At 56.2% G+C, this 26,127-nt stretch carries 24 protein-coding genes; 16 read left to right on the top strand and 8 right to left on the bottom strand.

Annotated features, from left to right (window positions below; all coding sequences use genetic code 11):
- Positions 1-17: 17 nt before the first annotated feature.
- Positions 18-2,672: a type I DNA topoisomerase gene (gene topA / locus MICA_RS09205; RefSeq protein WP_014103479.1), complete on the bottom strand. Its 2,655-nt coding sequence runs from the start codon at positions 2,670-2,672 to the stop codon at positions 18-20.
- 194 nt (positions 2,673-2,866) lie between these two features.
- Here topA and MICA_RS09200 point away from each other — a divergent pair, with 194 nt between their 5' ends.
- Complete coding sequence (locus MICA_RS09200) at positions 2,867-3,178, top strand: hypothetical protein (protein ID WP_014103478.1); 312 nt, start codon at positions 2,867-2,869, stop codon at positions 3,176-3,178.
- Here the strand turns inward: MICA_RS09200 and MICA_RS09195 are convergent, their stop codons facing one another.
- On the bottom strand, positions 3,179-4,045 hold the full coding sequence (locus tag MICA_RS09195; RefSeq protein WP_041793995.1) for a radical SAM protein: 867 nt from the start codon (positions 4,043-4,045) through the stop codon (positions 3,179-3,181).
- 58 nt (positions 4,046-4,103) lie between these two features.
- Positions 4,104-5,357 carry a DNA-processing protein DprA gene (gene dprA, locus MICA_RS09190; RefSeq protein WP_014103476.1) on the bottom strand — a complete coding sequence of 418 codons (1,254 nt, stop codon included), beginning with the start codon at positions 5,355-5,357 and terminating at the stop codon, positions 4,104-4,106.
- A 108-nt stretch (positions 5,358-5,465) separates the two neighbouring features.
- Between dprA and MICA_RS09185 the strand changes: the two genes are divergently transcribed.
- The gene (locus tag MICA_RS09185) at positions 5,466-6,425 is read left to right on the top strand and encodes a M48 family metallopeptidase (RefSeq protein WP_014103475.1); all 960 of its coding nucleotides are present in this window, start codon (positions 5,466-5,468) and stop codon (positions 6,423-6,425) included.
- Here the strand turns inward: MICA_RS09185 and plsY are convergent.
- The 4 genes from plsY to MICA_RS09165 are packed head-to-tail and all read right to left on the bottom strand — an operon-like array spanning position 6,422 to position 9,686.
- Entirely contained in the window at positions 6,422-7,021 is a 600-nt protein-coding gene (gene plsY, locus MICA_RS09180) for a glycerol-3-phosphate 1-O-acyltransferase PlsY (RefSeq protein ID WP_014103474.1), read from the bottom strand. The genes MICA_RS09185 and plsY overlap by 4 nt on opposite strands.
- Positions 7,022-7,039: 18 nt before the next feature.
- Positions 7,040-7,948, bottom strand: a complete 909-nt coding sequence (locus MICA_RS09175) for an aspartate carbamoyltransferase catalytic subunit (protein ID WP_014103473.1) — start codon at positions 7,946-7,948, stop codon at positions 7,040-7,042.
- 1 nt (position 7,949) lies between these two features.
- Positions 7,950-9,173, bottom strand: a complete 1,224-nt coding sequence (locus MICA_RS09170; protein WP_014103472.1) for a CaiB/BaiF CoA transferase family protein — start codon at positions 9,171-9,173, stop codon at positions 7,950-7,952.
- Between the two features lie 6 nt (positions 9,174-9,179).
- Positions 9,180-9,686, bottom strand: coding sequence for a prepilin peptidase (locus MICA_RS09165; protein ID WP_014103471.1), 507 nt, complete (start codon positions 9,684-9,686; stop codon positions 9,180-9,182).
- A gap of 286 nt (positions 9,687-9,972) precedes the next feature.
- On the opposite strand from MICA_RS09165, the gene MICA_RS09160 reads away from it, so the two are divergent.
- The 9 genes from MICA_RS09160 to MICA_RS09120 all read left to right on the top strand — a co-directional run bounded on the left by MICA_RS09160 (position 9,973) and on the right by MICA_RS09120 (position 20,328).
- A complete protein-coding gene (locus MICA_RS09160) occupies positions 9,973-10,344 on the top strand; it encodes a response regulator (RefSeq protein WP_041793992.1) in 372 nt (123 codons plus the stop codon).
- Positions 10,341-12,128: a type II and III secretion system family protein gene (locus MICA_RS09155; protein ID WP_041793990.1), complete on the top strand. Its 1,788-nt coding sequence runs from the start codon at positions 10,341-10,343 to the stop codon at positions 12,126-12,128. The genes MICA_RS09160 and MICA_RS09155 overlap by 4 nt, the downstream gene beginning before the upstream one ends.
- 15 nt (positions 12,129-12,143) lie before the next feature.
- Entirely contained in the window at positions 12,144-13,775 is a 1,632-nt protein-coding gene (locus tag MICA_RS09150) for a hypothetical protein (RefSeq protein ID WP_014103468.1), read from the top strand.
- A gap of 12 nt (positions 13,776-13,787) precedes the next feature.
- Positions 13,788-15,629 carry a GspE/PulE family protein gene (locus tag MICA_RS09145; RefSeq protein ID WP_014103467.1) on the top strand — a complete coding sequence of 614 codons (1,842 nt, stop codon included), beginning with the start codon at positions 13,788-13,790 and terminating at the stop codon, positions 15,627-15,629.
- Between the two features lie 77 nt (positions 15,630-15,706).
- Complete coding sequence (locus MICA_RS09140) at positions 15,707-16,927, top strand: type II secretion system F family protein (protein ID WP_014103466.1); 1,221 nt, start codon at positions 15,707-15,709, stop codon at positions 16,925-16,927.
- Between the two features lie 4 nt (positions 16,928-16,931).
- Complete coding sequence (locus tag MICA_RS09135; protein ID WP_014103465.1) at positions 16,932-17,927, top strand: hypothetical protein; 996 nt, start codon at positions 16,932-16,934, stop codon at positions 17,925-17,927.
- A gap of 191 nt (positions 17,928-18,118) precedes the next feature.
- On the top strand, positions 18,119-18,649 hold the full coding sequence (locus tag MICA_RS09130; RefSeq protein ID WP_014103464.1) for a hypothetical protein: 531 nt from the start codon (positions 18,119-18,121) through the stop codon (positions 18,647-18,649).
- 78 nt (positions 18,650-18,727) lie between these two features.
- Positions 18,728-19,465: a hypothetical protein gene (locus tag MICA_RS09125; protein WP_014103463.1), complete on the top strand. Its 738-nt coding sequence runs from the start codon at positions 18,728-18,730 to the stop codon at positions 19,463-19,465.
- 131 nt (positions 19,466-19,596) lie between these two features.
- Complete coding sequence (locus tag MICA_RS09120) at positions 19,597-20,328, top strand: hypothetical protein (RefSeq protein WP_049782182.1); 732 nt, start codon at positions 19,597-19,599, stop codon at positions 20,326-20,328.
- A 146-nt stretch (positions 20,329-20,474) separates the two neighbouring features.
- Here MICA_RS09120 and MICA_RS09115 read toward each other — a convergent pair whose 3' ends face one another.
- The gene (locus MICA_RS09115) at positions 20,475-22,808 is read right to left on the bottom strand and encodes a response regulator (protein WP_014103461.1); all 2,334 of its coding nucleotides are present in this window, start codon (positions 22,806-22,808) and stop codon (positions 20,475-20,477) included.
- Between the two features lie 101 nt (positions 22,809-22,909).
- Between MICA_RS09115 and MICA_RS09110 the strand changes: the two genes are divergently transcribed.
- The 5 genes from MICA_RS09110 (at position 22,910) to sdhD (ending at position 26,117) form a co-directional block, all read left to right on the top strand.
- Positions 22,910-23,920, top strand: coding sequence for an aspartate-semialdehyde dehydrogenase (locus MICA_RS09110; protein WP_014103460.1), 1,011 nt, complete (start codon positions 22,910-22,912; stop codon positions 23,918-23,920).
- Positions 23,921-24,028: 108 nt separating this feature from the next.
- Positions 24,029-24,526, top strand: coding sequence for a hypothetical protein (locus tag MICA_RS09105; RefSeq protein ID WP_014103459.1), 498 nt, complete (start codon positions 24,029-24,031; stop codon positions 24,524-24,526).
- An 87-nt stretch (positions 24,527-24,613) separates the two neighbouring features.
- Complete coding sequence (gene msrB / locus MICA_RS09100; protein WP_321162939.1) at positions 24,614-25,129, top strand: peptide-methionine (R)-S-oxide reductase MsrB; 516 nt, start codon at positions 24,614-24,616, stop codon at positions 25,127-25,129.
- A gap of 137 nt (positions 25,130-25,266) precedes the next feature.
- The gene (sdhC, locus tag MICA_RS09095; protein ID WP_014103457.1) at positions 25,267-25,704 is read left to right on the top strand and encodes a succinate dehydrogenase, cytochrome b556 subunit; all 438 of its coding nucleotides are present in this window, start codon (positions 25,267-25,269) and stop codon (positions 25,702-25,704) included.
- Between the two features lie 14 nt (positions 25,705-25,718).
- The gene (gene sdhD, locus MICA_RS09090; RefSeq protein ID WP_014103456.1) at positions 25,719-26,117 is read left to right on the top strand and encodes a succinate dehydrogenase, hydrophobic membrane anchor protein; all 399 of its coding nucleotides are present in this window, start codon (positions 25,719-25,721) and stop codon (positions 26,115-26,117) included.
- Positions 26,118-26,127 lie beyond the last annotated feature (10 nt).

Below are 26,127 nucleotides of genomic sequence, written 5' to 3'. Positions count from 1 at the left end.
CGGGGTTTTCTTTTTTGTTATTCTTTCGCGGCGGGTTTCTTGGTTGCCGTTTTCTTTGCAGCGGGTTTTTTCGCTGCTGTCTTTTTGGCCGCCGGTTTCTTGGCGGCGGCTTTTTTATCCGGGGCCTTTTTCTTTGCCGCTGTTTTTTTCGGTGCGGCGTCGTCGCCATCAGCTTTGGCTTTTTTCTTGCCCCATCCGCCACGGCGGCCACCGCCATTGGCGGCGCGTTCGGCCTTGGCCGCGATCAAATCAACGGCGCGGTTGATGCCGATGGTCAGAACGTCATCACCCTTCGGAATTGACGTGTACGACCCCTGATGGACCAGGAACGGGCCAAAGCGGCCAATGCCCGCCTTGATCATTTCTTTGGTTTCCGGGTGCAGGCCAACCTCGCGCGGCAGTTCCAGCAATTTCAGGGCGGCGGCCAGATCAATGTCTTCCAGCTTCAGGCCCTTTGGAACGCCTTGGCGTTTTGGTTTTTCTGCGGTTTCTTTTTTCTTCTTCGCTTTGCCCTTGCCCTTTTTCGCGGTGCCGTCTTCGACCTCGGGGGCTTTTTCTTCGACGGCGGGGGCGGGCGGGGCCTCCGGCGGGTCAATCTGCACATACGGGCCGTATGGACCACGGCGCAGTGATACGGCACGACCCGTGACAGGATCATGGCCCAGAATTTTCGGAGCGTTGGCCAGTTGGGCGGCCAGACCGCTTTCACCGCCGGCTTCGCCACCTTCGGCGTTCTCATCCGCAGATGGAACGACCAGCGGGCGGGTATAGCGGCAATCCGGGTAATTGGCACAACCGATAAAGGCACCGAATTTCCCGAGCTTCAGGGACAAGCGCCCTTCGTTACAGGCCGGGCAGATGCGCGGGTCTTTGCCGTGTTCAACCACTGGGAAGAAGTGGGGGCCAAGCTCGGCATCCAGATTGTCGATGACTTCGGTAATGGTCAGGTTTTTGGTATCGCCGACGGCCTTGCTGAAATCCTTCCAGAACTGGGCCAGTGCATCTTTCCAATGGGCCTGACCTGCGGCAATGGCGTCCAGCTCTTCTTCCAGTGTCGCGGTAAAATCATAATCGACATAACGGGTGAAGAATTTCGACAGGAAGGTGGTGACCAGACGGCCGCGATCTTCCGGAATGAAACGTTTCTTGTCCAGACGCACATAATCGCGGTCCTGCAACACTTGCAGGATGGATGCGTATGTGGACGGGCGGCCAATGCCCAGTTCTTCCATTTTCTTCACCAGCGATGCTTCCGAATAACGCGGGGGCGGCTGGGTGAAATGCTGGTCTTGGGCAACGTCGATCAACTTGGTCGCATCGCCCTTGTCCAAAACGGGCAGGCGGCGGTTTTCTTCGTCGGTTTCATCATCATCCTGACCTTCTTGATACAGGGTCAGGAAACCGTCGAATGCAACGGTGGAGCCGGTAGCGCGCAGGACGACATCGGTGGTGCCATCGGAAATATCCGCGCCCACCTGGTCCATCACGGCGTTTTCCATCTGGGACGCCATGGTGCGTTTCCAGATCAGTTCATACAGGCGCGCCATTTGATCATCGACATACATGCGGACTTCGTCCGGTGTGCGCGACAAATCGGTGGGGCGAATGGCTTCGTGCGCTTCCTGTGCGTTCTTGGCCTTGGATTTATACAGGCGCGGCGCATCGGGCAGGTATTTCGGCCCGTAATTCGATTTAATCACATCACGGCATTGCGTCACCGCGTCTTCGGACAAGGTCGTGCCGTCGGTACGCATATAGGTGATCAAGCCAACGGTGTCGCCGTTGATCTCTGTGCCTTCGTACAAACGTTGGGCCAAACGCATGGTTTGGGACGCGCCAAAGCCCAGTTTGCGCGATGCTTCCTGTTGCAATGTCGATGTGATGAACGGGGCCGGCGGGAAACGGCGGACCTGTTTCTTTTCAACATTCTGCACGACCAGATTTTTACCGCGAATGCGGTTGGCGGCGGCGGTGGCTTGGGCTTCGGACCCGATATCCAATTTGTCCAGCTTGTTGCCGGACAAGTGGGTCAGGCGCGCGGTGAACGGGGCGCCGTCACGGTTGTGCAATCGCGCTTCAATCGTCCAATATTCATCGGCGCGGAATTTTTCAATTTCGGATTCGCGTTCGCAAATCAGGCGCAGGGCCACGGATTGCACACGCCCCGCAGAACGAGAGCCGGGCAGTTTACGCCACAAAACCGGGGACAGGTTAAACCCGACCAGATAATCCAGCGCACGGCGGGCCAGATACGCCTCAACCAACGGGGCGTCCAGATCACGGGCGTTTTTGAAGGCTTCCTGAACCGCTTTCTTGGTGATTTCGTTGAAGGTCACGCGGAAGACCTGTTTGCCCTCCAACAGTTTTTCGTCCTTCAACAGTTCCTGTACGTGCCATGAAATCGCTTCCCCTTCACGATCAGGGTCAGTCGCCAGATAGAGGGCTTTGGCCTTTTTCACGGCGCGGCGAATGTCGTTGACCGGTTTTGCGGCGCGATCGCCCAGTTCCCAAAGCATGGCAAAGCCATTTTCCGGGTCCACCGAGCCATCCTTGGGCGGCAGGTCACGGACGTGGCCGTAAGAGGCTAAAACCTCATAATCCGGGCCAAGATACTTATTAATGGTCTTGGCCTTGGACGGGGATTCAACGATGACGAGATTGGAAGCGCTCAAGTGAAAATCCTGCCTCTATATATAAAGTGTCCTTTCAGGGAATGACACGGGTTGGGGCGTTCGTCAACAGGGTGGTTTTTATGAAAAATACAAAAGCGGCGATTTTGTTGACATAACTTTTAATCGATGATTAGGGTGGGCCCTTGAACAGATTTCGTATCCGTCCGGTTTGGGCGGGGAAAGAGACCATGGTTATGAAACAGTCAAAAGTAACGCTGGGACAAACGGCCCTGTTCTATGCGACGATGATTACGATCATCGGGGTGGCTCATCTGTGGAATGAAAACAAACGTGAACAGGACGCACGCGACAACGCCAGCCCGGATGTGATGGTCGATAAATATTGTGATCGTTTGACGCGCGACGCCAGCGCGTTCCATGATCAATTTACACGCCGTGCGACGGGTGAGGCCAAGGACGTTCTGTTTGAACTGACCAAGGATGATTGTCTGAAAATCATGGCGGCGAAGAAAGCTGCGGCCCCATCCGGTCCAGTACCGAAATAACTATATCAGTTTCAAGCGTAAATTTGCGCGATCGTGAAAGCGAACACCATGGTCCGTCCCCTCAATCAGGGCGGACCATTTTTCATGGATGTCGTCATCCATGATGTGGCCCAGAAAGACCGTGCTGTCGCAATCCGTTGATGGGTTGGTGGCATAAACCGTGCCATTATCATTCATAAAGAAATAGGCCGATTTACGCGCACTGCGCGCGCCGGGTTCAATAGGTAGATCGGGGAAGCGACGGCACAGTTCGTTCATTGCGGACTGAAACCGCCCGGGGGATAATTCAAAATCAATCCGGTTCATGTCTCCGCGTTCGGCGGGGATGAATTCATAGATGCTCCACCGCGCCAATGAATTGTGTTCACGGTTTGCGAACGGCAACAACGTGTCGGCCAGTGTCGGCATGGCATGCAGATTTTTGGTGCAGGCCACGGTGTTGATCTTCAATCGTATGCCCGCATCCAGCACGCGCGGAATGATATCCAGAACGTGGGCGAAGTGTTTTTTGTTTCCGCGCATCGCTGTGTGGGTGTCAGCGTCGCCCTCCAGCGGCAGGCTCATGAAACTGACATAACGTTGCAGCAGGGGCAGGGTGCCTGCATTCAAAAGTAGCCCATTTGTATCCAGCTGGATTTTCATGCCGTGGGATGCCGTGTGCGCAAAGACGGATTCCAGATCGCGGTCCAGCAGCGGGTCGCCGCCGCCAAAGGTGATCAGTTCCGCGCCCATCGCGGCCGCACGGTCAATGGCGGCCAGCCGGTCGGTCAGCGCGGACCGCACCCCATTGAATGGGATGTAGCAAAATTGGCACGGCATATTGCACCGTGCAGCGTAGTTAAAAATGACCCGGGTTGGCTTGAGCATGGCCGGATCATGGTAAAGCTTATGGAAATTTGCAAGCTTTTTGGGCGGGTGCCTGTTTTCAGGCCGCCAGCCGGACCACCCGGTTCCCGGGCAGGCGTTGGACCCGGCCCGCCAGTTCCAGGGTCAACAGGGCGCTTTGCACCGTGGCGGTGGAATGACCCAGCGTGCGGATCAGGTCGTCGATATCAACGGCGGTGGTTGATAGATGATCCAAAATCGCTTCGCATAAATCGGCGGGATTGGACGCGGGACTGGTTGGGATCGGGCGTACGCCCAAATCCAGCATCATGTCCAGAATGTCATCGTCCAGATCGGCGAAAACATCGTCGTCATGTTTTGTCTTGTCGTCGTGGAAGAACCCGGTTGCGCGGTCAAACAATCCGCCTGGGATGACGCCTGCCGCTGTGTGAAATTCGTCCGGCTGCAATGTACGCAGATCGTCCAGAATGTCTTGCGCGCTGCGGACCATAACCGCGCCGTCGCGGATCAGGCTGTTGGTCCCCTCGGCGCGCGGGTCCATCGGGTGGCCGGGCACGGCGAAAACATCGCGCCCCTGTTCCGCGGCCACGCGCGCGGTGATCAGTGAACCGGAGCGCAGCGAAGCCTCCACCACCACAATACCCTGTGATAATCCTGAAATCACGCGGTTGCGGCGGGGGAAGCTTTGGGCAAAAGGTTCCTGCGCTAGCGGGCTTTCCGCGACAATCAATCCTTCTGCCCGGATGGAATCGTACAGTTTCTGGTTTTCCGGTGGATAGACGATATCAACGCCGCCCGCGACCACGGCAATGGTGCCGCCGGACAGCGATCCTTCGTGTGCGGCGGTGTCAATGCCGCGCGCCAGGCCAGACACAACACCGATGCCCGTTGCCGATAAATCGGTGGCCAGTTTGCGCGCAAAATTGCGTCCGTTCATCGACGCGTTGCGCGCGCCAACAATCCCGACACAGCGGCGTTTCAACAATTCGATATTGCCCAGCACGGTGATCACGGGTGGGGCGTCCTCCACCGCGCGCAGGGGGGCGGGGTATCGCACATCATCGGCGCACAGAATCATGCAGCCCATTTTGTGCAGGGCGTTTAATTCGTGGTCGATATCGGCCAGGGGTGCAGGTGTCAGCTTTTTTTGCTTGCCGTGCGCCGGTACCAGATCGGGCAGGGCGTCCAACGCGGCGCGGGCGGTGCCAAATTTTTGCAACAGGCGGTAAAAGGTGATGGGGCCAACATGCGGCGTGCGCGCCAGCCGGAGCCAGTCGCGGATCATATCGTCATCAAAATGCGACGTTGCGGCATGTTCGTGTATGCGGGCCATACCTAAGTATGTATCACCCGTTGGGGGTGAAATCCTGCCTAAACCTGGAGGTGTGGGGGATATGCACAGTTTTTGACAAAAGTTTTAAGTATATGTAAACCGACATGTATGCCGGAAACCGCCCCAATACCGATTTTGCGCCTGCCCACCCTCCGCTCCCGTCTGCTGTGCGGCGCTGGGATGGTTTTGGCCCAGTTCGGAGCGCCCGCCGGGCTGGCCATGATGGCATCGGCGATGTTTGGGTTTGCTCCGCTGGTGGGGCTGGGCGTTGCGGGGGTGGCGTATGGGGCCGCTTTAATCCGTGCGCTGCAGATTGAAAGCGATCGTGATTTTGACCGGGCCTATGCCCATGCGCCAACGATTCCCGCGGTGCAGGACATGGTGGCTTTTTTGGCGGGCCGTCTTGGGTTGGCTGCGCCCCCCGTGCGTTTGATTGATGATCGGGATTTTCATGGCCTGAACATGATCGGTGATGTGGCGGCAACAACCGGAACCGCAATTTACGTGTCGTCCCGTTTTAAACGCATGCCCTGTGCGGAACGGACATTTGTTCTGGCGCATGAAATGGCACATATGCGGGCGAATGATGTGCGTGTGCAGATTCCGATGCGCGTCGCCGTTCAGGGATCTCTTTTCCTGAGCGCGATTGCGGGTCTCGGTTTGGCGGCCGCCGTTGTTGCAACAGGCGGATCCATCGGTGCCGCGTTGTATGGTGCGTCATGGGCGGGATTTTTCTACGTCCATCATTTCGCGCAGAAGGCGCTGGCCGCCAAAATTGTGCGGGGACAGGAATATCGCGCCGATGAAAATGCATTACGCCTGACGCGGGATTTTAATGCGGCCGTGTCGTTGATTGATCGGCTGGACGATACGGGCCCCGGTGGTATTTATGAAGAGGATGCGCCGGAGCCATCGATGTCCACTGCGATGGAAAAATTATTCGGCACGCACCCGGTGCGGGATGACCGGGTTAAAGCCCTGCGCAACGTTTGGAAAGGCATAGTGACGGCTGATCCGTCTTTGCAAAAACCGCGCCCACGGACCATTATTGCGACTCCGCGCCCCTAAGCGTCTTTTTTCTTCTTCCCGATTTTTGGTTCTTCGCCTTTCAAGATGCGCTGGATGTTGGCCTTGTGGCGGATCCAGACAAAGGCGGCGACGCCCGCGCATACGGCGGCCAGTTTGATATCGTGATAAATCACAAATGCCGAAACGGGCATTGAAATCATCGCAATCAAGGCCGACAGAGAAGATATACGGGAGATCACGGCGACGACCAGCCATGTGGTGCACGCAGCCAGACCCGTAAACGGAGCCAGTGCCAGAACCATACCCAGCGTGGTGGCCACGCCCTTGCCGCCCTTGAATTGCAGCCAGATGGGAAAGCAATGACCCAGAATGCTGAACAATCCGGCGGCCATGGCGGCATCGAACGATCCAAAATGGTTGGCGATGAACACGGCCAGCGCGCCCTTGCCCCCATCCAAAATCAACGTCAGAAACGCCAGCGGTTTATTGCCCGTGCGCAGCACGTTGGTGGCGCCAATATTGCCGGATCCGATTTTGCGAATATCGCCATATCCGCCCAGACGCGCCAGCACCAACCCGAACGGGATCGAGCCCAGCAGATAGCCAAAGACGGAGAAGAGAAGAACGCTGGTCATTTATGGTACGTCGTTTCGTTAGCGGTTGATTAAAAGGTCGAGCACGGCCATGCGCACGGGGACGCCGTTGCGCACCTGTTTTAAAATCAGGGATCGGGTCGGGTCATCGGCGACGTCATCGGCAATTTCCACGCCCCGGTTCATGGGGCCCGGATGCATGACGCACGCATCCGGCTTGGCCAGATCCAGACGATCGATGGTTAGGCCATATTGATTGAAGAAGGCAATGTCGGATGGCATGCGCGATGGGTCCATGCGTTCCTTTTGATTGCGCAACATCATGACAATGTCGCAACCGGGCAAGCCCGCGTCCATTGATGTGAATTTTTCAATGCCAGCGGCCAGCGGTTTTTCCGGCATCAGGAAGTCGGGCGCAATCACGCGGACCTTTGCCCCCAATCGGGTCAACAGGGCCATGTTGGATGCGGCGACACGGCTGTGCGCGATATCGCCGCAAATGGCGATGGTCAATCCTTCGATCCGGCCCTTGGCCTGACGGATGGTGAAGGCGTCCAACAACGCTTGCGTCGGGTGTTCGCGCCATGAATCCCCGGCATTGATCACCGGGCATTTGACCATGGAGGCCACATAATCGGGCGCGCCATATTCGGAATGGCGGATGATGATGGCATCTGGGTCGTATTCGGCCAGCGTCTGGATTGTGTCTGAAAAACTTTCGTTCTTTTTGATCGAACTGGATTCAACGTCCCAGTTAATGACATTGGCCCCCAGACGCAGGGCGGCCGTTTCAAACGATGTACGCGTGCGGGTGGAATTTTCGAAAAACAGATTCATCACAATCCGTCCGTTTAAGGAGGGGGTGATGGGCTGGCCCGCATTGATCTGATCGGCATAGGTTTGGGCGCGTGATAAAATGGCGTCAATATCCGCGTCGCTTAAATTCTGTATGCCGGTGCAGTGTTTCATTTCAGTGTTGGTCCACAATGTTACGCGTCATCAGGGCTTGGATATCCGCATCATCCATCTGCAACAGGCTCTGCAAAATATCGCGCGTATGTTCCCCACAAATCGGCGGGGGGAGGCGATAATCGACGGATGTGTCGGACAGTTTCAGCGGGCTGCCCACCAAATGGATCGGTGTGGGGGACAGCGGATGGTTCATTTCAATGTTCATCGCGCGGGCATCAACCTGCGCCATGGCGAACACCTGATCCATCTTGTTGACGGGGCCGGCGGGCACGTCAATGTCGCGACACAACGACACCCATGACTCCACACTGCGTGTTTTCATGGCGGATTCGATCATGGGCACCAGAATGTCGCGGTGCTTCACGCGGGCTTGGTTGCGGGCGAAGCGCTCATCATCCGCCCATTCGGCATGGCCAAGGGCGGTGGCCAAGCGTTTGAATTGCGTGTCATTGCCAACGGCAATCACCATCCATCCATCGGCCGCTTCAAACGCTTGATAGGGAACGATGGTGGCGTGGGCATTGCCCTGACGTTTCGCAACGGTGCCGGATGTTAAATAATATTGCGCAAGGTTGGTCAGGCCCGCCAGTGTGCAATCCAGTAAGGCGACATCAACATGTTGCCCTTTGCCTGTTTCCTTGCGGGCGTTCAGTGCGGCGAGAATACCGATGGTGGCGTAAAGCCCGGTCATCACATCGCTGAGTGCCACGCCGATTTTCATGGGCTGACCGCCGGGTTCACCCGTAATCGCCATCATGCCGCCCATGGCCTGAACCATCAGATCATAACCCGGCTCGCTGGCCAGTGGGCCAGTGTGACCAAACCCGGTGATGGAGGCACAGATAATATGCGGATGGCGTTTTTGAATGCTGGTCCAACCCAGCCCGTATTTATCCAACCCGCCCACTTTGAAATTCTCGATCATCACATCGGATTTTTCGAGCAAGGCGTGAATGATCTCTTGCCCTTCCGTCGTCGTGATATCGACGGCGAGGGATCGCTTGTTCCGGTTGGCGGACAGGTAATAGGCGCTTTCGCTGGTGGGCGCGCCGTTTTCATCCAGCAGATAGGGCGGGCCCCATTTGCGGGTGTCGTCGCCCTCACCCGGGCGCTCAACCTTGATAATGTCGGCGCCAAGGTCGCCCAGAATTTGTGTGCAAACCGGCCCCGCAAGCACGCGGGAGAGGTCGAGAACGCGGATATTGCTCAGTGCGCCAGTCATTGTTGTTTACCCCCCGATCCGGAAATGCATGTATTGATAGGCCCCGACACACAAGATGCCGACAACGAAGCCGGGGCCGGCGGGAATTTGCAGGCGGGATAGCTTCATCGGGCCGCCTTCGCGCCGCGCGGTCAGGGCGGCGACGCCCAGCCCGTGCAGTAACCCGGCGGTTGCGCCAAGGGTCAGAGCCAGTGTGATGCCCTCAGTCCCTAACCATAATCCGGCGGCGCCCATCAATTTCACATCGCCGAGGCCGAGCGCGTCTTGGCCATAATAACGACTGCCAAAATAACGGATAATCCATAATACGCCAAAGCCGAGGGCTGCCCCGGCGATCATGTCGGGCAAAGGCAGGGATTGGGTGGGGGCGACAAAATGGAAAATGATGGCGAGCAGAGCAAAGGGCGCGACCAAAACGTTGGGCAGCAGCCAGGTTTTCAGATCAATGATGGCCAGCGCGATCAGCAATCCAATCGCGCCCGCAAGGCATAACAGCGCCACCCAGTCCAACATGCCAGTCTTTCCATCGGTTTATGAGGCGGTTTATCGGGAAAAACGATGGGGCTGACCCTACACCCGGGCGGGGTGGGGCTCAATATGCGGGGGCATGGTGATTCACAGCGATTTTACGAAGCTGAAGCAATCGTTAATATTTGCGTGTCGCGGGCCGGAAACCACGGATTTGCGCCAAAAGCGTTTGCATCAAAGGGGTTCCTTGTTTACCCTTGTTATGATTTATCCGGTTTGGCGAATCACGTCAGACCACCCTCCAGTCCTTCTTTTGTTCCCGGCTCGTCCCATGTCCGCCGCCCAGATCTTAGTTGTCGAAGACAATGATTTTGTACGGATGCAAATCGTCCGTTTTTTGAAAGATGCCGGACATGAAACGGTGGAAGCAAAAGACGGCCACGAAGCACTCGGGTTGATGAGCGCCAATATTGCGGCGGCTGTTGTCGATGTGCGTATGGAGCCGATGGGTGGATTGGATTTTATTCGCGCGGTGCGCGGCAGAGATTTGGAAACGCCGGTCATTCTTGTGACGGGCGATCAAACGACCGATTTGTTGGAACAGGCGGCCAAGTGGGGTGTCGGTGCTGTTCTGATCAAGCCGGTTGTGAAAGACAGGTTGATTAAAGCGATTGAACGGGTGCTGGTGACCCGGGGGACATGATGATGAATACACACGCACGCAAGATGCAGAACCGTAAAGGTATGGCGCGACAATTGATGTCGGCTGCGTTGTTGCCGTTGATGTTGCTGGGCTGTGCGCAGGCGAACGTGCCGGGCGCGCGCGATCTGGATATTCCCGCGCCAGCCTTTGCCGAAGAGCGCAAGGAAGCCATCAACGAACGCCCGGACAGTGTGATGTATCTGCCACTGGGGCGCGATGTTCTGATCCCTGAAATTTCCATGGATGATCCGCTGCCCAATGACATGGTGGGGCCGCTGGAGCTGCGCGGTGAAACTTTGGCCGGTGCGTTGCAGTTGATTTTGGCGGATTATGATGTGCCGCTGGCCTTTGAAAGCAACGAAGGTCTGACGCGCACCATCACTGTGGCGAATTTGCGCGGACCGTTGAGTTCCGTCGTGAATAAGGTCTGCGGATTGGCTCAGCTTTATTGCTCGTTCGAAGATGGTGTTCTGGTCGTGAAAGAAAGCCAGACCTTCACCGTAAAAATCCCGCCGATCAGCCAAGATGAATCGTTCATGCAGAACGTGGCCGCTGGTCTGGCGGCAATTGTCGGGACGTCGCCGATTATCGACAGTTCGACCCGCACATTGGTCTATACGGCGAACCAAAATTCTGCCGATATGGCGTTGCGGTATTTCCAACGCATGCGCGCGTCGACCGCGTTGATCGTGTTTGAAACCTATATTTGGGAAGTGTCGCTGAACGCTGGTAACGCCACGGGTATCCGTTGGGATATGCTGGCCGATCTGGGCAAGTTTGGCACCGGGTTCAGCATCAATGATGCAACGCTGGGCGAGGGGTTCACCAACCCGATCAGCATCGGCCTGCCGACGACAAAGGGGATTGAGGGTGCGGATGGTTCCTTGAGTGCCCGTGAAATTTTCAACTTCCTGTCACAATTTGGTGCGGTGAAAACCGTATCCCAACCGCAAATTACCGTTTTGTCAGGGTCTGAGGCACGTTTGCGCGCGGCGGAACGCCAGAACTATGTCGCGGAAATCTCCGAAACTCTGGACAACGGTCAATCGACCACGTCGGTCAGCACGGATTCGGTGGATACGGGCTTTACCCTGACGGTCGGCAGCGCGTGGGATAACGCGACCGTCTATGCCGATATTGAAATCGCCCTGACCGATGTTTTGGAGATTGAGGATTTTGCCTTTGACTCCACCGGCGGTGGGTCGACAACCATTCAGTTGCCGCGCACGACCGAGCGTGAATTGAACACCCAGGTGCGCGTCCGTCCGGGCGATTCCGTTCTGATCGCTGGACTGGTCCAGGAATCGGACAATTTCAATACCAACGGTCTGGGGCTGATGGAGCCGATTGTGCCCACCAACCGTTCGACCGTAACAACGAACCAGGAATTGGTCTTCCTGCTGCGTCCGCGTGTGGTGGTGTACACGAATTCGGAAGAAGGGCAGCGTAATGCCATTCGCGGATCGGCCATGCCGACCCCGTCCGATGCGCCGGTAAATCCGGACGTACCGTCACCGGGGCAAACGCCTTATGTGGCACCTGCGCCTGTGGCGACATCAACGGGCGGTGAGGCGTTCGTTTCGCCTGTGACGGAGGCCAATGTTGCGCCGATCGCGCCTGTTGTTCCCGCGGCCGGCGCGCCGATGGATTCGTCGGTCGAGGTTGCGCCGCTGGATACGCAGCGACCGGCAACGCTGGCCCGCGACGCACGCATGACGGCACCGTCTAATAACGGGGCTCCGGTGGATCTTCTCGAATCCGGCCGGCTGACCGGAACATATTGATAGGTAAATGATCCGATGATGACATTATTGAATATGGCCCCATCGTCCGCACACACCCTGATTTCACGGGGTTTGCGTGCATGTGTGATCGGCGCTGTTGGCGCAGGGTTGTTGTGGACCGGTTTTTCATCGCAGGCCGCCGCGCAGAGCGCATTTGATGATCCGGGCCGGAACGTGACGGGCAAGGGCGGTGTGATCGGTGACTTGACCCCGGTTCAGCCCAACGTCGATACGGGCCAGATTTCACTGGGGTCCACGGCGCAGGTCGTGGTGTTGTTCCGTAACGACAGTGGGCGTCCGTTGCAGACGGGTGCCATCAATCTGTATCCGTCATCCAGCGTGTCCGCGTCTGTGGCGATCAATGAATGCCAGGGATCGTCGCCGGACGATATGCTGCCGCCCGGTGCCGTGTGCGCCATTGGTCTGTCGGTCAAGGGTTTGCAGGCAGGACGTTTTCGTATTGAAATGCTGATGCGCCACAGCGGGACCACCCGTCTGGTCACCGCCACAGTCGTGGGTGACGTGCAGGCGAACGATGATGATACCGATGTGTTCCGCAGTGATATCGAAGCCATCCCAACGGAGCTGGATTTCGAAGATGTCGACACCAGCCAGCCCGTCGTCAAACCGGTCGTGTTCCGGAACATTACGTCCGAGGCCATTGATATTGAAGCCATCTATGTTGAGGCTGCCGATAAATCGGGGATCAGCTTCCGCACCGATTGCGCAAAATTGGGGCCGGGGCAGGCCTGTATCGTGTCTGTGATCTGGTCACCGATCCTGCGTGGTCAGGTGTCTGGCGTGCTTGTTGTTGAACACTCTGGCCCAACCAGCGTGGCCAGCGTACCCATTTTGGGCGAATTCGATCCGGAAGATCTGGAGCAGGCCAAACCGTTCCCGGAAGCAATCCCGGGCAAAGGGTTGTTGGTATCCTCTCAGGAAGAAGTGAACTTTGAAACGGGCGTGTCCACATCTTCCGCCATGACGGTGTCATTGGTAAACGCGGGTGATGTGGCTTTGACTCTGAATGACATTCGTTTGTCCAACACGGATACGGGGTTGTCGATTTCGAAAAATGGCTGTGCCCCGGACATGATGCTGGAACCGGTGCAGGCTTGCCCGTTGACGGTCGTGTGGAATCCGGTGCGTGAAGGGGCGATTTTGGATGACATCCAAATTATGCACGATGGCGCACGCGGCATTCTCGTTCTGCCGGTTCGCGGGACGGCCACGGGGATTGTCAGCAAGGATAATCAGGCTGTTCGTCTGGCCGAAACGGTTGTGACCAGCTCGTCGGGTGAAACGCGTCAGGAAATTATCGTTCGTGATAACGATATTGATCCGGCCACGGTGCTGGATGGTTTCGCGGTGACGTCACACTCACCAAAACGGGCTATTATCACCGGCCCGGGTGGCAGCCGTATCGTCTTTAATGGCGAAGAAGTTGTTATTGGTGGTTTCCTGTGGAACGTCAATATCCGTTCCAGTGGCGTTGAATTCCAAAGCGGTGATGAAAAAGTTCTGTTGCTGTTTGATCGCGCTTTGTCGTCCAATTCTGTGAATGTGGGCCCGGGCCGTTCATCGTCATCGACCACATCATCTTCGTCGACATCCTCGTCGTCCACCAGCGCGACACCAACGCCATAAGGACCTGAAGCGATGAGCGATCAGGACTATCCAGACGACCAGAACCACCCCGATGCTTTCCCTTCCTATGAAGGGGAGGAGCGCCGCATGCCGGGTGAGCGCATTGACCGCCGTCAGGCGGAACAAGGTGCGCCCGGTGGGATGGAGCGTCGCATGTGGGCGGATCGTCGCCGGATGCGCGCGAACGAAGGCCGCGAACGTTATCTGGACATGGTGCAGAAGGAACGCGCGATCCTGATGGATCAGGGCGTGTCCCGAACTACGGAACAGTTGCTGGAAATGGCCGGGGCTACGGTGGCCGGTGGTGCGGAAGCCGAAGAAGAGGGCTTGCGTGACCGCGCGTCCGGGGACCAGCTGCGTTCGATTTTGCCAGTGCAATCGTGGTTGCCGCTGTCCATTCACCTGATCGGTTTACAGGATGGCGTGTTGCGCGTTGCGCCCCTGCACGAACTGAATGATCGCCAGATCAAAGCCTTGTTGTCCACCGCAAACCGGTCCGGCCTGGTTGTTGAGCGAATTGAGATTGAGGTTTGGGACCGGGCTGAGTTACTCGAAACACTGCGCGCTGTGCACGATCTGTCTGCGGACCGGACGGAGAAGACGCTGGCGCAATGGTTGTCCGATACGGACAATGGTTTGCTGCTGAACCAATTCCAGCGCGATATGCTGGCCGAAGCGTTGCAGATGCGCGCATCGGATATTCACATTTTGCAGGATAACAACCCCGATACGCCGAACTGGATTCGTTACCGTATTGACGGTGACATGATCCCGATGCACTTGCTGCCGTCCGATGCCATGGCGCGTCTGACGACATTGATCAAACGGGATGCCGGTTTGAACTTCGGTGATCGAACGACACCGAAAGATGGTCGTTTTGCCTTTATGTGGCAGGGCCGGAACATCGATATTCGTGTGGCTGCCGGGCCGCAGGCGCAGGACGGTGAAAAAATCACATTGCGTTTGCTCGACCGCGCGTCACTGAAGGGGTTTGACGAATTGTTCCGCCGCCATACGGATGTGGCGGATTATTTGTCGCAGTTGTTGTCGCCCGATATTAAGGGCGGTGGTGGTTTGATCCTGCTGTCCGGTCCGACGGGTTCCGGTAAAACTACAACCTTGTATGCGTGCGTTCAGCAGATTGACCGTCGCCGTCGCCACGTTCTGACGATTGAAGATCCGATTGAATATGAATTGCGTTACGCGACGCAGTGGCAGGTTCGCCCCGGTATGCCCGGTGGTGAGTTTGCTGACTTGATCCGCGCCGCGATGCGTCACGATCCCGATTATATCGTGATCGGGGAGATGCGGGATGGCGATACGGTTGAAACCGCATTGCGGGCCGCCGAATCCGGCCACACTGTTATTTCCACCATTCACGCCGATACGGCGTTGCAGACATTTGAACGCCTGCGTTCATTGATGCCGCATGAACGGGAGCGGTCATCCACCTTTACCCTGGCACAACAGGTGAAGGCCATCATGAACCAGCGTTTGGTGAAAACGCTGTGTCAGGGATGCGCCCACAAAACGCGCGCCGGCGAGGCGATGAGCCAGGAAGAAATTTACATGCTGGGCATTAACCCGGACGCTATCGTGCGTACGCACAACAGCTCGGGCTGTGATCTGTGCAACCGCACGGGGATTATGGGCCGGACATTGCTGCTGGACGCCGTGATGATCCCCATGGGCCCGGCGCAGCGGAACCAGATTTACGAAGCGCTGATGTCCAACGTGAACGCGGTGTTGCATGTCGGGGGCGTGATTGTCCACACGCGCCGCGAGGGGCTGGTGGATCTGGTCCTCAGCGGGTTGGTGGATCCGAAACTCGCGCTCTCGAATCTGGAAAATTAAGCTTTTTGCCGTTATAATAAGGGGCAGGGCAAACGTGCCCGCCTTGGTCTAGAGTCCAAACCTGATTTATTCAAGCTATGCAGCAATGGGTCGCCGAAATTGCGTATGATTCCTCCAGTGGGCCAAAAACCGCTGTGGAATCTTTTTATCTGCCGACGGCGGATGATGTGCGCCGTGCTGTGTCGAAGAAGGGCGGTTACGTCCTCTCGATCCGTCCGCATGAACGCTCCCCGATGGAGCGGATGCTGGCACGGTCCACATGGTGGCAGGTGCAATTGTTGCGCGGGATTCAATTCCGGTCCACGGCGACATCGCCGGGCGTGGCGTTCTGGCGGATTATTCAGGCCGAAACCAACCCGATGCGCCAGAACATTCTGGCTCCTGCGCGTGAAGCGTTGGCGCGTGGCCTGGGCGTGATTGACGCGCTCAAAGCGTTGCGCATTTTCGACCACGGCACCATTGCCATTCTGGCGGCCAGTGAACGGGCGAACAAGTTGCAGGATGGTATCCCGCACGCGATCCACTCGATTACACAGAAACGCCGCAACACCCGCGCCATCGTGGCCACCATGTCGTGGCTGGCGATCGACGTGGTGTCGATTGTGCAATCGCTGTTCTGGGGCCGGGGCATGGTTCTGGACTGGTTCAAAAACAACGCCCCGACCGACCCGGCGGAGCAGGAAAAATTCACCCGTGTGGTCGGGCAACTGGCGCTGACGTGGGATATCCTGATTTTTACGGCTTTTGCCGCCGGGGCCTTTATGGCGTGGGCGGTTATCTCCTTCTGGATTAACAAGGGGAAAACCGACTGGCCGACGGCGCGGATTGTACGGAAAATCCCGCTGATCGGCGCCTATTTGCGGGATCTGGGTTTTGTGGATTCGATGATGGCCGCGGCGCGTATGTTGCGCGGGCTGGTGCCGATTTCCGATACGCTGAAACAATCATCCGAAGCCACGACGGTGCCGGAGGTTGCGGCCTATTGGACCGAGGCCAATACCGAGCTGGAGCGTGGGGTCGGGCTGGGGTCGGCGCTGGACCGTGCCCCGCTGAGCCGGAGCGAGCGTATGGAACTGGCCAGCTTGTCCGATCTGGGACAAGTTGCTACAGTATTGGAGTCAATCGCAGAAATGCGTGCGGCCGCGGCGAAGACGAAGCATAGCCTGATCGTCTGGATCGCGTTTGGTCTCACCGGTGTTTACCTCACCATCGCCTTTGGTAGCGCCATTTACGCCCTGACCGTGATGAACATGAGCATGGACAGCATGATGGGCGGCCTGATGAGCGGAGCAATGTAAAATTATGGCTTTCCCGACGAAAGACACATTGAAAAAAATGACCCGGGCGGGTGCAACGCCGGGGGCGTCCGTTGGCGCGGATCAGGGGCCGGCGCGTATGCGACCGGGCATGGCCGACATTATCGCGGGCGAGGCGAAGGATTTCCGCACCGATCTTTCCCCTTTCCTGCCGTCTGAAATTTTTGGCGGATCGTTACCGCATATTCCGGGAACGGAAGAGGAGGCGGTCTGGAATGCCGCGTCCCAGGCGTGCGGTACGGAACGTGTTCATTATTGTTACACGGTCGATGACGGGCGCTGCTGGTACTTGGCCGTGCCGTCTGTGGCCCTGGCCAGTGCGCCGGATACATGGTGTCCGCTGGCGGCGGCGTTGCCGGGAAACAGCGAATACTGGGATCGTGAAACGGTTTACCTGTATGAACAGGAAGGTATGGCCAGCGCCTTGCGGTGGGATCCGGAAACGGCGCGGATGCAGGTTTATATCGGCGCGGCGCGTACATTGTTGCCGCGTATCCAGAGCATGGATGCGAACTTTGTCACCATCAACCCGGATGTTGCGACCATCATTCCGTGGCGGAACCGGGCCCTGCGTACCGAAAAATTGTCGCGCGCAACGGCGATGGTGTTGCTGTATTCCGGGTTGGCTGTTTCGTTTTTGGCCGTCGGTGTCATTGTTCTGCAATTCCTGATGACGGGGTTTGTCAAACGCGACCTGGCCAAGGTGAAGGCGGACAGTGAAAAACTCTCCAACGATCTGATGATCAATGCCTATGGCGCGTTGCAGTCGGACACCATTCGTCACATGGTGCGGATTCAGGAGTTGCTGGACACGTTGCGCACGATCGAAGGAACGCTGGTGCGTTATGAGGTTAAGGGCGGCAAGGTTGAGTGGGAAGCGCTGGTGCCAAAATCGTTCAGCCAGGGTGTAGGGCCGATTCGTGGAACCATCAAACCGGGGATCGAGGGCGATGGCCGGGTGCGTTTGGTGGGAACGTCGTAACACTGTGATGGGGGCGTTTTCCAGATAGTGCGTCCTTGTTAATAAAGGCTTCAGATTGGTGCTGTCGCAACATGCAAAAACACGTCTAACGCCTTTAAAGAGCTTTTAAATCTTTGTCTTTAAGATATTATATTAAGGTTCATAAAGTCGGATCAACCGACAGGAACTGATCGGGTCAAAGGGTTATAATTTTGGACTTCAAGTCGTTCGACTGGCGGTCGCTTCAAAAATATATGAAGCCGCAGGCCAGTGAAGATTTAAACCGCTTTTTGGAAAACCTGCCACAAACGGCGGGGCAGAATGCGTTGATTGCCGCGGGCATTGCCTGGGCCGCCGCTGGCGCGCTCGGCCTGTATGCCACCATCCAGACCCAGAAAATGATTACCCTGCGCGCTGAACTGAAACAGGTTGAGGCGCTGAAGCCCATGGTGCCAAAGGTGACGGATATCCCGGTTCCTGCGGCCGATGTCAAAAGTTTTGCTGAAAACCTGGCGCAAATTTACCGGGGCCTGAAAATTCAGGCTTCGGGATCCAGCATTCAGGTGACATCAGCGGACACATCGCGCTTTGCCGAATTTCGCGAAGCCATCGGCCATATGCAAAATGGCGGCGCCGGTTGGCGTGTCACGGTGGATCGTATGTGCGTGGGCCGCGAATGCGACAAAGATAAATTGATTGCCCTGTTGAAGGTGAATAAGGTTTCTGTCGACAAGCCGAATTAATATTTATGGTGGATTGTCGCCGGATGTCATTGCATACTACCGACTGAAACATTTTTTCGAGCGAAAGAGGAGTGGAAAATGACCACAACAATGATTGAAAATAAACGTTCGGGGGAGCGCGGGAACGTGCTGTTCCTGATCCTGATCGCGGTGGCCTTGTTTGCCGCCCTGTCCTACGCCGTAACGCAATCCACCCGTTCGGGTTCGGGTGACGCGTCCGGTGAAACCAACTTGATTAGCTCAGCGCAGCTGACACAGTATCCGGCTGGCATTCGGACTTCAATTGTCCGGATGATTATTGCCGGTGCACAGGTTGAAGACCTTCTGTTCAATCCACCGTCGGATTTTGCTTCAATCGCTGGGGAAGAAAACTACGGTGTGTTTCACCCGCAAGGCGGTGGGTCAGTGTTTACAAATGCATCGGCTGATATGTTAGAAGCTGGTGCTGATGGTCGTTGGTATTTTAACATGCAGGCCGAGATTACAAACGTTGGTATCAACGGCGCAGGGGGGAATGACTTGATTGCTTTCCTGCCTGGTATGTCTAGAAACGTTTGCCGAAAAATTAACGATGAGCTTGGGATTGTTGCTACAGGCGGTAATGATGCGAATGGTGACGCTATTCCTACCGGGCCGAACTATATTCCGACGGGAGCTCAAGAGGGTGGTAACACCAACTATATGAACGAAGGTTACACAGCTCCGGGTTCGGCTGCGGTAACGATTGGTCTCGATTTTACAGGCCAGCCGTTTGGTTGCTATGATGCAAACAACTCTGGTGACTACGTCTACTACCACGTTCTGGTTGAACGGTAAGCAGAGTGCGGGGGGGATCCCCTTGCATTGACCTGTTTCGCTTGAGTTTGAAAGGCTGGTCGTCCAGGGTTGGATGGCCAGCTTTTCTTTTGTATAATGGTCACAGCGGTATTTTTAAAAAGGTGATTAAAATGGGTGTTGGTTCGGCGAAAATACAACAGCAAGATATGCGGAAGCGTGAGCGCGGCAGCGCGCTGGTCTACATCCTGATCGCGATTGCGTTGCTGGCGGCGCTGACGCTGAGTTTTATGGAGCCATCGGGCCAACAGACGCAGAGCCAGAACACCTTTAAAACCATTTCTGAAATTGAATCACAGGCGGAGTATATCCGTACCGCGATTCAGGAATGTGTGATCCTGCACGAAAAGGGGGATAACACGATTGATAACAGCCCGACAGGCAGTGACCCGGGGGCGAATAAAAAATTCCCCATCAAGCCCACATCGACGCACTTCACAGGCGCAACCCCGCCTGCCGATGCCGATGATTTTGTTGAATATCTGCGTTGCCCCGGTAATCCTGGTGATGATCAGGATCACAAACGCATTTTTACGGCCGAGACGGGAAAATTCCTGCCGCCGCCGCCACCTCTGTTTGAAAAATGGGAATATTATAACGGGGATGACGGGATTTTCTTCTGGACCCACACGACGAAGAGCGACTCTTATCTGCAAACGGCTTTGGCCAAGCTGGAAGAAAAATTTGGCAAGTGTGAGGCGGATACAATTGTCGCGGGCGGGTCGGCGGTGGATCTGGATACTGACGGTAGTGTTGAGTGCCCAGCCAATTCCACATGCTTCCGCGTCTGGATGACAATTAAAGGTTCACCGACCGTGTTCCAGGAAGCTGGCTGTCCGAATTGATTTAGGTTTCGTTGGGTTTATCTTCATTGTCATACCCGCTTTCCCCCTTCGCATAAAGCTACGGGCGACGAAGTCGCGGGCATGACAATCGATGGGGATTGGGCAAATGCCCGCCATATTGCTTTGTTTTAAATCAAAATATCATATCACAACGCCGCAACCGCCGCCCGTACGGCTTCAAATTCCTTGGCGGCGGAAATAATCAAATCGGCATTGATCACATTATTTTCCGCGTCACTTTGAATGCGGGCGGCGATATCGCCCAGGCGGTTGCAGCAGGCCGATCGTGCGGCCCCTTTCAGGCTGTGGGCCGTTTCGCGAATGTCGGCGTAGGACCCCGATGCGGCGTCGCGTTGCAGGGCGTCGATTTGTGCGGCGGTCATGTCGACAAACATGCGCATCATGTCGATGGCTTCGGCGGGGTCTGTGCCCATCTGCTCGCACAAGGCGGGAATGTCGATGGAGCCACCAGGTGATGCCGTGGTGGTCTGTGCGGTGTTGGATGATGCGGGCGCATCGCCCCCTTCGTTCAATAATCCCCAGCGGATCAGCAGGCGTTTAAATTGCCCCAGCGATACGGGCTTCAGCAAACATTCATCAAACCCATAGGCCAAATAGGTCTGGCGCTGTGCCATCTGCACGTCGGCGGTGAGGGCGATGACGGGCATATGAGAATCGTCGTCACGGTCCCGTTCGGAATCACGAATGGTGGCCACCACCGTATATCCATCCACACCCGGCATATGCAGGTCGGTGAGCAAGATGCCGTAGAGCCCGGTTTCGAGGGCGTTCAGGGCATCTTGTCCATTCACCACGAAATCGGCATCGACGCCCAGTTTTTGTAACTGCCGTTCCAGAACGGCGCGCACACTGGCGGTGTCCTCGGCGATCAGCAGGCGGCGCGGGCCGTCGATTTTGACGCGGCTGACCTTGCTGGCCACATCCATCACGGCGGTGCCAAGGCCCAGACGGCTGGCCGGTTTGGCGAGGTAAGTGACGCCCAAAGACTGCAATGTGTGTTGCAGGCCAATATCATCCCGCACCGTGTACATGATTAGCCCCATAAAGGGACGGATTTGCATGATGTTACGGATCAGATCAATGCCCAGCCCGTCGGGCAAGCCCTGGTCAATCACGGCCACGTCGAACGGCCGGCGTTGGATCAGATCCATTGCCTCGGCGACAGTGCCACAACTTTCAACCGTCGCGCCCATGGATTGCAGAGACTTCACAATCTCGCGCGCACCCTGCGGGTGATCCTCGACCGACAAAATGCTGAGCCCGTCCAAAGCTGGCAAATTCACGGTCGGGGAATCGGTTGAAACCTGTTCCGTCGGAATTTCGAACCAGAACACGGAGCCTTCGCCCGGCGTGCTTTCAACACCGATTTGCCCGCCCATCAATTCAACCAAACGGCGGCAGATGGACAGGCCCAAACCCGTCCCGCCAAATTTGCGCGATGTTGTGTTGTCGGCCTGGTTAAACGGTTGGAACAACCGCGCCATCACCTCTGGCGTCATGCCCATGCCGGTATCGGCCACTTCGATGCGCAGGATGATGCCGTTGTCTTTTGGCTGTAATACTTTGGCCTTCGTGCTGACACGCACGGTCACGGACCCGCTTTCTGTGAATTTCAACGCATTGCCCGCCAGGTTCATAATAATCTGGCGCAGGCGTTTGGGGTCGCCAATAATAACGAACGGTACATCGGATTCGATGTTGTCGAGCAGGGAGACGTTCTTACCGATAACACGGACCGAGAGGGCTTCTAAAATCCCGCGCACCAGCGTACGCACGGGAACTTCGAAAACATCCAGCTCCATCTTGTTAGCATCAATCTTGGCCAGATCGAGGATGTCATCGAGAATTTCCAGCAAGCCAGCGGCGGAGCCACGGGCGGTATCCACCATATTTTGAATGGCGGCGGGCGGTTTTTCTTCGGAGATCAGTTCGAGGAAGCCATAGACCGATTGCATCGGTGTACGAATTTCATGGCTCATGGTGGCCAGAAAATTTGACTTCATTTCGGCGGCCTGGTCGGCCTCCTGCACGGCCTGTTGCAATTTTGCTTCGGCTTCTTTGGTTGCGGAAATATCCGTGATCCACAGGGCGTAGCAGGCAGTACCTTCGAATTCCGTTTCACTGATCGTAATTTTGGCCCAGCGTTGGCGGCCATCATCATCGTCATAGATGGGCAGGGTGATGTCGCGCGGCGGTTGCCCGTTTTTCAGTTTTTTGACCAGATCGCAGATCGACGGGCTGGGCCAGATTTCATCCAGCGACCGCCCAATCACATCAAACGGTCCGGCAATGGCGGGGCCCTCCACGCCCTTGGGCGGGCGCAGCATGTAAATCATGGCATGGTTAGCAAACAGAATATCCAGCGCGCCCCCATTATCGGCGGCGTCGTCATGGCGCAGCAGGCAGAGGCCCAGCGGCACATTTTCAAAAAATTCCCGATTTTGCGTAAGGCGGGACATGGTGGGTCGTATAGGCCTGTTTTAAGAGGGGCTTGTCTTCCAAACCCGTTCATCCTATCACAAGGAAGGTTAATTTCATCTACCGGAAAATGAGGGTTCTTATGGGTTACAAAGTGGCGGTTGTCGGGGCTTCGGGCAATGTCGGGCGGGAAATGCTGGCGACGCTGACCGAACGGAATTTCCCGGTGGATGATGTTGTGGCTTTGGCTTCCTCCCGGTCGGCGGGGCGCGAAGTGTCCTTTGGCGACGATACGCTGAAGATTCAGGATCTGGCGAAATATGATTTCAAAGGGACGGATATCGTCCTGTCATCCCCCGGTGCGAAAGTGTCGGCGGAATTTGCCCCGCGTGCCGCCGCGGCCGGTGCCGTGGTGATTGATAACACCAGCCATTTTCGCATGGACCCGGATGTCCCGCTGGTCGTGCCGGAGGTGAATGCCTACGCAATTGCCGATTATAAAAAGAAAGGCATCATCGCCAACCCGAATTGTTCCACCATTCAAATGGTCGTGGCGTTGAAACCATTGCACGATCTGGCCATTGTGAAACGCGTTGTCGTATCGACATACCAATCCGTATCCGGCGCGGGCAAAGACGCAATGGATGAGTTGTTCAACCAGACGCGCGGCGTGTTCATGAACAATGCGCCCGCACCGGAAGTGTTCACCAAAACCATCGCCTTCAACGTCATTCCGCAAATCGACATGTTCATGGATGATCACATGACGAAAGAAGAGTGGAAGATGGTGGTGGAGACGAAGAAGATTCTCGATCCGAAAATCAAAGTTTGCGCCAACTGTGTGCGCGTTCCGGTGTTTATCGGCCATGCCGCGATGGTGAATGTGGAATTTGAAAATGATATTGATGCTACCATGGCCAAACGGGCGTTGCAGGGCGCACCGGGCATCACCCTGATCGACCTTGAAAGCGAGATGGAATACGTCACCCCGGCGGAAATCGCGGGCGAAGATAACGTGTTCGTCAGCCGCGTGCGCGAGGATGTGACGGTCGAAAATGGCCTGAATTTCTGGTGCGTTGCCGACAACTTACGGAAAGGCGCCGCCCTGAACGCCGTGCAGATTGCAGAAATTCTGGTGCGGGAGTATATGTAATCGCCTGACAAAGCCGGGCACAGGGAGCCCGGCCCGATAATAAAAAAAGAAACAGGAGGCCCGCAAATGAGCGCCCCAGTAAGAAGCAGGGAAGTTTTAGTCCATCCAATGATCTACCGGGCCTATCTGGTCCTGTATCTTGAAAGCTGTGCGTTGTTAAACCGTATGGATGCTGTGCTGGACAGCAGATTGCATCAGGCCATTATGGCGGAAGCGATTGATCGCGGTTTTGTGATGCCGGATGTTGAATCCATGCGCGAAAAAACAAATGCGCTGCGGATTGCGATTGCCATGTCGCCTGATCCGCATGATGTACGGCTGTATAAAAACAATATGCTGTTGATGCCGGTCAAAACGGCGTGTGCGTTTTATAACGTTGCGGCCCGTGGCCAGGACATTGTTGAAGATGTTTTTTATGCCATCGAAAAAACGCAGTATCTGCCCTGGTTTACCGTGCTGAAAAAACGGGGTGAACCCTATGCCGGCCCGACCAGTCTTCAGGAAGTGTTCAACGTTTGGGCCAATCTGGAACGCAGTGCGATCAGCGAGAAAAAATACGCTGCCCCCAACGCCTTGCCGCGCAGCTGGTTCGACGCCCAGCCTTAAGAAAAGCTTGTTTCCTAAGTGTTTTAAGGCCTCTGGTCATTTGCGGCCAGAGGTCTATTCTTACTGGGGAACACAAGGATGTCGGTCATGATCAATAGACGTGCATTTTTATCCGGTCTTGGCGCTGTGGGCGCCGCCACCATTTTGACACAAGGAGCATGGGCCATGGGTCTCTTCGGCGACAAGAAAACGACACAGGATGCCAAGTCTTTTCCCTTCACCCTGTCTGATGCGGAGTGGAAAAAGCGCCTGAGCCCTGAGGCTTATCATGTGTTGCGGGACCATGGGACCGAACGGGCCTTTACGTCGCCCTTAAACGATGAAAAGCGGGCGGGCGTGTTTCATTGCGCCGGGTGCGATCAGGCTTTGTTTAAATCATCCGATAAATACAATTCCGGCACGGGCTGGCCGTCCTTTACCCAGCCGATTACACCGGACGCTGTCGGAACCTCGACGGATTATAAAATCGGGGTGGGGCGGACCGAGGTGCATTGCGCCAATTGTGGCGGCCATCTGGGTCATGTGTTCGAAGACGGGCCGGCCCCGACGGGCCTGCGCTATTGCATGAACGGTGTGGCGCTGGCGTTTAAGTCAGGGGAATAATTCTATCCATTTGATTTAAAACAAAAATCATCTTTTAATTTTGGGGATTCTCCGGCGAAAGAGGGTTGCATTCATGCGGCGCAGTATTATTATAACCGCCTGAATTCAATCTGTTTTTGTCTTTTGCCGGAGCGTCCATGCAACCGACCACATCCACCAAACGGCCCCGCCCGTTATCCCCCCATATTCAGGTTTATCGCTGGGAAATCACCATGGCCCTGTCCATCCTGCACCGGATGAGCGGCATGGCGCTGGCCATTGGCGCTTTTGTGCTGGTGTGGATGCTGGTGGCTGCGGCCATCGGACCAGAGGCGTATGCGTTCTTCCAGAAGGCGGCCTCCCATCCGGTGGGCACACTGTTTCTGGTCGGCTGGACCTTTGCGCTGATTTTCCACGGGCTGAATGGCATTCGCCACCTGTTCTGGGATATCGGGCGCGGTTTTGAAATTAAAACGGCGAAAGAAAGCGGCTGGCTCGTTCTGGTTGGCGCTCTCGCCGCCACGGCGGCGTTGTGGTGGTATGTCTGCCCATGGTCCGATGTGGATTCCATGCTGATCGCGCTGAAACAATTCTAATAGGGCTTTTGAACATGTCGATGAAATGGAACGATACACCGCATAAAAATCCGCTGGCGCGTGCGCGCGGTCTGGGCGCGGCCCATTCCGGTGTAACGCATTGGTGGCACCAGCGCATTACGGCCGTGTCCAACCTTGTCCTGATGGGCTGGCTGATCTGGACAGTCACGCAAATGCCGGTGTGGACGTATGAAACGTTCACCGTATGGCTGGCGCATCCGGTCAATGCCGTGCTGATGATCCTGACGATCCTGTCGACCTTCTACCATGCCGTTCTGGGCACCCAGGTGGTGGTTGAGGATTACGTGCATAACGAAGGATTCAAGATTGTGAAGCTGGCGGCGATCCGCCTGGCATTCATTGCGGCTGGCGTTGCCGGCATTTTCTCCATCCTCAAAATCGCATTTGCGTAAGGGCGCATAA

It is taken from the genome of Micavibrio aeruginosavorus ARL-13 (genome assembly GCF_000226315.1).
Taxonomy (GTDB): domain Bacteria; phylum Pseudomonadota; class Alphaproteobacteria; order Micavibrionales; family Micavibrionaceae; genus Micavibrio; species Micavibrio aeruginosavorus_B.
Note: the sequence above shows the minus strand (reverse complement) of the source record. Positions and strands in the feature narration are given on the sequence as shown.

Coding starts and splice junctions, on each gene's coding strand:
- MICA_RS09135 (WP_014103465.1), top strand. CDS start 16,932: ATGGCTTTCCCGACGAAAGACACATTGAAAAAAATGACCCGGGCGGGT.
- msrB (WP_321162939.1), top strand. CDS start 24,614: ATGATCAATAGACGTGCATTTTTATCCGGTCTTGGCGCTGTGGGCGCC.
- MICA_RS09105 (WP_014103459.1), top strand. CDS start 24,029: ATGATCTACCGGGCCTATCTGGTCCTGTATCTTGAAAGCTGTGCGTTG.
- MICA_RS09195 (WP_041793995.1), bottom strand. CDS start 4,045: ATGCTCAAGCCAACCCGGGTCATTTTTAACTACGCTGCACGGTGCAAT.
- MICA_RS09170 (WP_014103472.1), bottom strand. CDS start 9,173: ATGACTGGCGCACTGAGCAATATCCGCGTTCTCGACCTCTCCCGCGTG.
- dprA (WP_014103476.1), bottom strand. CDS start 5,357: ATGGCCCGCATACACGAACATGCCGCAACGTCGCATTTTGATGACGAT.
- MICA_RS09175 (WP_014103473.1), bottom strand. CDS start 7,948: ATGAAACACTGCACCGGCATACAGAATTTAAGCGACGCGGATATTGAC.
- MICA_RS09140 (WP_014103466.1), top strand. CDS start 15,707: ATGCAGCAATGGGTCGCCGAAATTGCGTATGATTCCTCCAGTGGGCCA.
- MICA_RS09155 (WP_041793990.1), top strand. CDS start 10,341: ATGATGATGAATACACACGCACGCAAGATGCAGAACCGTAAAGGTATG.
- MICA_RS09185 (WP_014103475.1), top strand. CDS start 5,466: ATGCCGGAAACCGCCCCAATACCGATTTTGCGCCTGCCCACCCTCCGC.
- MICA_RS09120 (WP_049782182.1), top strand. CDS start 19,597: ATGGGTGTTGGTTCGGCGAAAATACAACAGCAAGATATGCGGAAGCGT.
- MICA_RS09150 (WP_014103468.1), top strand. CDS start 12,144: ATGATGACATTATTGAATATGGCCCCATCGTCCGCACACACCCTGATT.
- MICA_RS09165 (WP_014103471.1), bottom strand. CDS start 9,686: ATGTTGGACTGGGTGGCGCTGTTATGCCTTGCGGGCGCGATTGGATTG.
- sdhC (WP_014103457.1), top strand. CDS start 25,267: ATGCAACCGACCACATCCACCAAACGGCCCCGCCCGTTATCCCCCCAT.
- MICA_RS09145 (WP_014103467.1), top strand. CDS start 13,788: ATGAGCGATCAGGACTATCCAGACGACCAGAACCACCCCGATGCTTTC.
- MICA_RS09115 (WP_014103461.1), bottom strand. CDS start 22,808: ATGTCCCGCCTTACGCAAAATCGGGAATTTTTTGAAAATGTGCCGCTG.
- MICA_RS09110 (WP_014103460.1), top strand. CDS start 22,910: ATGGGTTACAAAGTGGCGGTTGTCGGGGCTTCGGGCAATGTCGGGCGG.
- MICA_RS09125 (WP_014103463.1), top strand. CDS start 18,728: ATGACCACAACAATGATTGAAAATAAACGTTCGGGGGAGCGCGGGAAC.
- sdhD (WP_014103456.1), top strand. CDS start 25,719: ATGTCGATGAAATGGAACGATACACCGCATAAAAATCCGCTGGCGCGT.
- MICA_RS09160 (WP_041793992.1), top strand. CDS start 9,973: ATGTCCGCCGCCCAGATCTTAGTTGTCGAAGACAATGATTTTGTACGG.
- MICA_RS09200 (WP_014103478.1), top strand. CDS start 2,867: ATGAAACAGTCAAAAGTAACGCTGGGACAAACGGCCCTGTTCTATGCG.
- plsY (WP_014103474.1), bottom strand. CDS start 7,021: ATGACCAGCGTTCTTCTCTTCTCCGTCTTTGGCTATCTGCTGGGCTCG.